The 7,137-nt window shown below is 43.4% G+C and carries 6 protein-coding genes; all 6 read left to right on the top strand.

What is annotated here, in order from left to right; genetic code table 11:
- On the top strand, window positions 1-954 hold a 954-nt coding region (locus VMW78_04905; protein ID HUV50342.1), incomplete at its 5' end, for a hypothetical protein.
- Window positions 955-1,000: 46 nt separating this feature from the next.
- Window positions 1,001-1,585 carry a GNA1162 family protein gene (locus VMW78_04900; GenBank protein ID HUV50341.1) on the top strand — a complete coding sequence of 195 codons (585 nt, stop codon included), beginning with the start codon at window positions 1,001-1,003 and terminating at the stop codon, window positions 1,583-1,585.
- Between the two features lie 13 nt (window positions 1,586-1,598).
- Window positions 1,599-3,128 carry a gliding motility-associated C-terminal domain-containing protein gene (locus VMW78_04895; protein HUV50340.1) on the top strand — a complete coding sequence of 510 codons (1,530 nt, stop codon included), beginning with the start codon at window positions 1,599-1,601 and terminating at the stop codon, window positions 3,126-3,128.
- A gap of 4 nt (window positions 3,129-3,132) precedes the next feature.
- Window positions 3,133-3,708 (top strand): hypothetical protein, encoded by a 576-nt coding sequence (locus tag VMW78_04890; protein HUV50339.1) that lies wholly within the window; start codon window positions 3,133-3,135, stop codon window positions 3,706-3,708.
- A 22-nt stretch (window positions 3,709-3,730) separates the two neighbouring features.
- Window positions 3,731-5,164: a peptidyl-prolyl cis-trans isomerase gene (locus tag VMW78_04885; protein HUV50338.1), complete on the top strand. Its 1,434-nt coding sequence runs from the start codon at window positions 3,731-3,733 to the stop codon at window positions 5,162-5,164.
- A complete protein-coding gene (locus tag VMW78_04880) occupies window positions 5,161-7,110 on the top strand; it encodes a cytochrome c3 family protein (protein HUV50337.1) in 1,950 nt (649 codons plus the stop codon). The genes VMW78_04885 and VMW78_04880 overlap by 4 nt, the downstream gene beginning before the upstream one ends.
- Window positions 7,111-7,137 lie beyond the last annotated feature (27 nt).

The following is a 7,137-nucleotide window of genomic DNA, read 5'->3' as shown; positions in this document are numbered from 1 at the left end:
CAGGCCGCCTTTACCACAACCGAAACAGATCAGACTACACAAACCACCCAGACAAATCTTAGATATAAGCCTACGGATTGGCTCTCTTTTACGTATGATTTCACGCAGGACGAGCAGGAAAAGGATCAAACGGACGCCGATTCAACCAAAACCAGGCAATCAAACCATAATATATCCGGTCTCATCGGAAAAGAATTTAAAGTTCATAAGTATCTCAAAATCCGGCCGGAGTATCGCAGACGGCAGGAATATAAATATGATTCTGAGGCAGAAACAACGGATAATACAACCGATACATATCGGTTGCACTTTCTTTCATCCCCTTTAAAAGCCCTTGACACCGATCTTTCGGTGAATCACACTGTATCAAAAGAAGACGGCGAAACCCAGTCAAAGGTCTCATCTGCTTTGCTTCAGATATCAGCAAAACTCCGTGAGGGGGCTGATCTGGATGTGGACACAAACATCACCCGTTCGGAAAATCCTGTCAGCCAATCTGAGACAACCACCAGGTATATTAACTCAAATTTGCGACTTGAACTTACCAGAATGTTGACAGCCGAGATTGAATATAATAACAACTGGACGGAAACAGAAAATCCGGACAGTAGCAGCGACGGCAGAACTCACGATGCTAAATGCACGCTTTACTGGCGGCCCTCCCATGGTTTTTACCTTAGAGGCTCTTATGGCGTTGACAGAGATCATACGTCAGGAGATGAAACCGCTCAGCAACAGTATAACATGAACTGGTTGATGACCGATAAGACGCAGATTAATATGGGATATACCTTAAGCAGGAATGATACTATCAGCTCAACTTATTCTTCCGACCTTTCATGGAACTTAAGCCGGATGTTCACACTCAGGTTCAATTACAATTGGAGTTGCCAGAAGGCGGATATTATTACGGAAACACAGACTTTTACCACAAATCTTTCAGCAAGGTTTTAGGGGTCAGGGATTAGGGAGCAGGGATTAGGGATTAAATGGAGAACAGATGAAAAAAATAAGTTGCATCAAGCAGACAATACTATTACTTGCGGTATTGCCGCTATTTTACAATTGTGGCGGTCCCATGAGTTATATCCACCCTACAGCCGATCTTACATATATTAAAACAGTGGCCATTGTGCCTCTGAAAAACCTGACCAAGGAGAAGGACGCGGAAGGCAAGCTAATGAATGTCGTGGCTGTGGAGGTGCTAAGGAGGGGTATATTTGATGTTGTTGAATTTGGAGAGGTAGCTAAGATCCTGAAGGAAGAAGGGGTTAAGGAAACAGAAGGCGTTATCAGCAAAAGTGTTGCCGAAAGGGCTGGAAATCGGCTTAATGTCCAGGCCTTTATTGTTGGAGCGGTTGAAGAATACGGTATGTCGCGGGCAGGGACCAGCTCTTATCCGGAAGTCTCCGCTTCTTTAAAGCTGATAGATGCAAAATCTTATAAGATACTCTGGGAGGCGACACACAGTGTAAAAGGAGCAACAATTCTGGATCGGCTCTTCGGCATCGGCAAAAAGAGCTCCAGCGACCTTTGCAGAGAGTTGGTTGAGGAGATGTTTGATACCTTGTTTGGTGGGAGATAGAGGTCCGGATTTTGTGAAAAAACACTTATTCATCGTAGCAGCTATTTTAGCCTTTTTGCTTCCAGGGTTGCCTGGTCGCATTTTTGGGGCAGAGAATGTGATAAAAATAGAGAAAGTGGCTGTGACACCTTTTGGCACATTTACCGTTGGAGATATTTCCATTGATGTGACGCGTCTTATATCGGATCGTCTCATAAAAAATGAATTCAATGTTATTTCTCAGAATATTCTGGAAAATTTCCTTATCAAAAGAAGAATCCGCGGAATAGAATTTTTAGACAGACCGACTATCAGAGAAATGGGCGCTGTTTTAAAGGCAGATGTCCTGATATTAGGGTCTGTTGATCTCATTGAAAATGATGAAAATCCACAGGTAGTCATGAATGCCAAGATGATCAATTGTTCTGATGCTTCTGTTGTCTGGGCTAACTCTATTTCACGCACCGGGGACGACTTTGTCACATTTCTCGGCCTGGGCAGGATAACTTCTTTAAAGAAGCTGGTAGAAATCACAGCGGAGGAACTATTAAGCAACTTGCCGTCTACCATTGATCCTGCCGGCGCATCCGTAACTCCGATTGAGATTAGCCATGCAGGTTTTTTTCCTGATGTGCTAAGAAGCGGCAATTCAACACGCGTCTCAATAGAGGTCAGAGAGATCACCGGAAAGCTGCTGGATATCAAGGCATTTGTTCTTGATAGTGAGATTAACCTTGAAACCGAGGACGGAAGGTGGTATACTGGAATTATTTCAGCTCCGGCCATTGATGGAGTCTATCCGCTGAAGATTTATATATCGGACCAGCAAAACAAGCTTTTTATTATAGACTCCGCGGCCACTCTGACTGTTCACAACAGACCACCCGAAATCGCTCTTTCGTTTCCGCAAAGGCTTGTATCTCCCAATAATGACGGCATCAATGACTATATTCAATTTTTTCCTGAACTCCTGAACCCAATCATATTAGAAAGCTGGGAGGTTAAGATTATAGATGAAGCCGGCAACGTAGTGAGATCGGAAGGCGGCTTCGGCGCTCTGCCCGCGGGTTTTGTCTGGCGGGGTGAGAATAATCAATACAAGACTGTTAAAGATGGAACATATTTCTGTCAATTATTTGTGGAAGATAAGGCGGGCAACAGGACGTTCACGGCAAAGGAGAATATCGTGGTTGACAGAACTTCGCCCGAGGTTGCCGTTTTTCTTACAGAGGAAAATGAAGAAAGCCTTACCCTGTCGCTGGAAATCAAAGATATAAGCGAAATAGCTGATTGGGGAGTCATTGTTTACGACAGGACAGGCTCTGAAGAAGGAAGGTTTGAGGGCAAAGGGGATATCCCGGCAACCATGGTCTTCCCGGTTAAAACAAAACAAAACAAAGGCCTGAACCTCGAAGGAGAGGGGCAACTTGCGTATTCGCTTGAAGTAAGAGACATAGCCGGAAACAGATTGCAACTTGTAAAACAACCCTTAAAGATGCTTAAGCCTGAAGCAACCGAGGTTGAGCCTGAGAAAAAAACAGATGAATGGGTTGAGGATTTTTGATTGGATGAGCCAGACAAGAAAATTCATTTTTCTGCTTCTTATCCTGGGATTCATCTCGGGTTGTTCTTTATCTGCCACCCCGCACGCCTATGTCAGAAAAAACCATGATCAGTCGGTGGTCAAAAAAGTTGCGGTTTTGTCTTTTTACAACAATACAAAAAGCGCCGAAGCAAACAAAATTGTAAGAGGGGCTTTTGTCGCAAACCTGGTTGGAATGAGAAAGTTTAAGGTGGAATTTCCTGGTAACATCAAGAGCTTTCTTATCGGCGAGCGAATTGTTGTGAGAACCGGCGTTGATCTTAATACTATTAATCTTATGGGAAGAAGATTGGGAGTGGATGCCGTTATCATAGGCCGGATAGAAGAATTTGTGGGGATAAACGGAAAGAAAAGGGATGTTGTTCCCGTGGTTTCCATCAGCGCGAGGATGGTGGACGCCCGAACAGGGGAAATTTTGTGGATGGCTCAACACAGAAGAACAGGCGATGACTACCTAAAGGTTATTGATTTCGGCAAGGTCAGGTCGGTGGGCGAGTTGACCAGGAAAGTGGTTGGCGAGATGATTGAAACAATGCCGTAGGGGAAGGAACTTCAAACTTCTTATGATGAAAAAATTATCAGTATTTGCTTTGATGGCGCTTTTTGGGCTTGCAGTCGCAGGTGTAGATATCCTGCATTGCGGTTCTCCTGACACACGCGTACTTGCGGAAGTAAATGGCGAATTTATTGATGAAGACGCTCTTTATGAGAGGCTTAAGGATATTCACAGGTATAAGCCGCAAATCCGGCCTGAAGAGGGCGCCGGCAGTATCAAAATCACGGATATTGTTGAAGATATTATCGATGAGCGACTCATGATCCAGGAGGCTTACAGGGTAGAACTCGACAGGTCTGTTGATTTTACAAAAAAGATTGAATCCTTCGTGACCACACAATCAATCCTCAGATTAAGAAAAGAAGAGATTCTTGATAAAACCAACATCAGCGAACAAGATATTTTAGAGTATTTTAAAGAGCGTTATGAGAAAGATGGGCCAGCCCCTGAAGGGATGTTTAAAAAGGTAGAGCCGCGAATCAGAAAAAACCTCGGAAAGGAAAAAGAGAAAGAGCTGTCTGATAATTTTATTTCCGAGCTGAGAAAACAGGCGGATATATGGATTGACAGTGAGCTGATTAACCTGCTTGACTTGGAAAAGAATTATACAGGGGAAAAGTCGGTGGTGGCAAGCGTAAATGATGATACGATTCCCACTGATGATTTTCTCCATGATTTGAAACAGGCGACTCAAAAACAGACCATGCAGGCCATGAAGCAGCCCTTGTTAAAAAACAGTGACCATCCGGAAAAAACGCAAAATGAGTTAAAAGAAAAGATTGTGGATAACCTGATAGCATTCAAATTAATCGACCAGGAAGCTTTAAGGCGAAATTATGTCAATGAGCCCGCATTTATGGATATGGTTAAAAATCGTAAAGAGCGGCTCCTTATCAATGAATTTAAGGCAAAGCTAATCTATCCCCTGATAATTCCAACGGAAAATGAGTTGACACAATATTATGAAAAGCATATAGATGACTATAAAAAAGGGTATGAGGTCTGGTTCGGGGAGATGATCTTTAATGCCAGTAAAGACGCTGAGAAAGCTTTGAAAGAATTAAAGCAGGGAGCGGGCTTTGAGTTTTTGGCGGCACGGGTGTCGGAAAGATGGATTCCAAGGCAAAGAGCTGTATGGGTTAATGCCGATTCCTTTTCTCCCGCAATCAGTAAGGAGTTAAACCGGCTGAAACCGGGTGAGATCAGCAATGTAATCGCCGACGACAGACAATACAGGATCATTAAATTAAAGGGCAAAAGAGGTGGAAAGCCCATAGAGTTCTTCAGGGTCGTCGATAAGTTAAAAAAAGCAACAGGGCAAAAAAAATTCAACGAAATCATATCTGAATATTTAACAAAGTTGCGTAAAGAGTCCGGAATAAAGATTAACAAAAAAGCTCTGAAACAGATAGAAGAAAAATACCGGGTAACTACTCCATGAAATTCATAAAACCGGCCACTTTATTGCTGCTATTGATCGCAATTATCATCGTTGGAACTGTTTCTTGCGAGAAAAGGGTGTCCAGGCAGCTTGTGAGGAAAAAATGCGTTGAGTGCCATCAAAAAAAGGCTGATGAGTTTAAGAAGGCAGGGGTTGTCCATAAGCCTGTAAAAAACAATGAGTGCGAATCGTGCCACAGACCCCACGGCGTAATCGGGGGCGTTTACCTGAAGGTGAGCGAAAAGAAGCTTTGTTACACCTGCCATAAAGAAAAGAAAAGCATGCTTGACAAAAAGCATGCTCATCCCCCGGCAAGAGAAGAAGAGTGTATAAGCTGTCACAATCCACATTCGTCCGAAAACAAAAACCTCTTAAAAGGCGCGGGAAACAATCTTTGTTTTATCTGCCATAAAAAAGATACCTATAACAGAAAAATGCAGCATGCGCCCTTATCCGAAAAAGGGTGTTTGACCTGTCATAATGCTCATGGTTCTGATTATGAAAAATCACTTTTTGCTTCAACTGCCGATGTTTGCGGTAAATGTCATAATTTTAAAAACCCTGCATTTATCAAAAGTCATTCCGGCTATAAATTAGAGGGAGATTCCTGTGTTTCCTGTCATACGCCGCATTCTTCTTCAAACACAAAACTGTTTCGAGAATTCACTCACGCGCCGCTTGATCAGAATCAGTGCAGTTCCTGTCATAACCAGCCTGAATCAGAGCGCCCTTTAGACATCAAAAAAAGCGGGGCTGATCTATGTTACGGGTGCCATACAAAAAATGAGGCGGATTTTAAGAAAACCAATACCCATTCACCGGTTCAAGATGGGAATTGCCTGTCATGCCACAGCCCCCACACCACGGACAATAAACATATAACGCTTCTGCCTGATGGAAAGCTTTGCTATTCGTGCCATAAAGAAAGAGAAGAGTTGATTAAGAAACAGCATGTTCATAATCCGGTAAAAGAGAACAATTGTACATCGTGCCATAATCCACATGCATCAAACAATGATTATGTATTAAAAGAAGTGGGCAAAAAGCTTTGCTACCAGTGTCACAAGACAGATGATTTTACGCGGTCGAATGTTCACAATCCTGTTAAAAAGGGAGATTGCGTTGTTTGTCACGACCCCCATGCATCGGATTACAAGTTTGAGCTCAAACGCGCTGAGGTTGAGCAGTGTTACATGTGCCATCAAAAAGAGAAGATGCTCTTTGATAGAGTTAATGTTCATACTCCGATCAGGATCGGACAATGTGTGGTCTGCCACAACCCACACTCAGAAAGCAGAGAAAAGCTTTTGATTCAGAAAAAAGACAGACTCTGCTTTAATTGCCACAAGGGGATGCTCGATGATGTTGAGGGGGGAAGTGTCCATGAATCCTTTGCAAAGGGCCGGTGTCTTACATGCCACGACGAACATGCCGGTGACAACGATTTCCAGTTGATTAAAACAGGGGCGGATAATTGTTATGGGTGTCACGGAAACATTCAGGATCTTTCCCAAAAAAGCAAATATACCCACATGCCGATCAAAGAGGGAGAATGCACATCCTGTCATAATCCACATGGAAGCAAAATAAAAGGGCGATTAAACAGGCCCGCAGAGAGCCTCTGCCTGTCATGCCACCAGGACATGCAGATTAATATTGAAAAAGACAAATTTCAGCACACGCCGGCAAAGGATGGGATGTGTCTAAAGTGCCATGTGCCGCACTATGCAAACATTGAAAGCCTGCTTGCAGGCAAAGGGGCGAGCCTTTGCAATGGTTGTCACAACATTAATGATTCGGCCATGGTAGATGCACACTCCGGAATCGCCATTAATAAAACAGATTGCACAAGCTGCCATGAAGCACACAGTGCGGAAAACAAGGGCCTGATGCACAAGGCTTTACACCCGCCGTTTAAGGAGGGGAACTGCAAGAAATGTCATTAATTAAAGTGCCTAAAGTGAGCTAAAGTG

It is taken from the genome of Anaerolineae bacterium (assembly GCA_035529315.1).
Classification (GTDB): Bacteria; Desulfobacterota; Desulfobacteria; order Desulfobacterales; family ETH-SRB1; genus Desulfaltia.
This window is presented reverse-complemented; position numbering and strand designations above follow the sequence as displayed.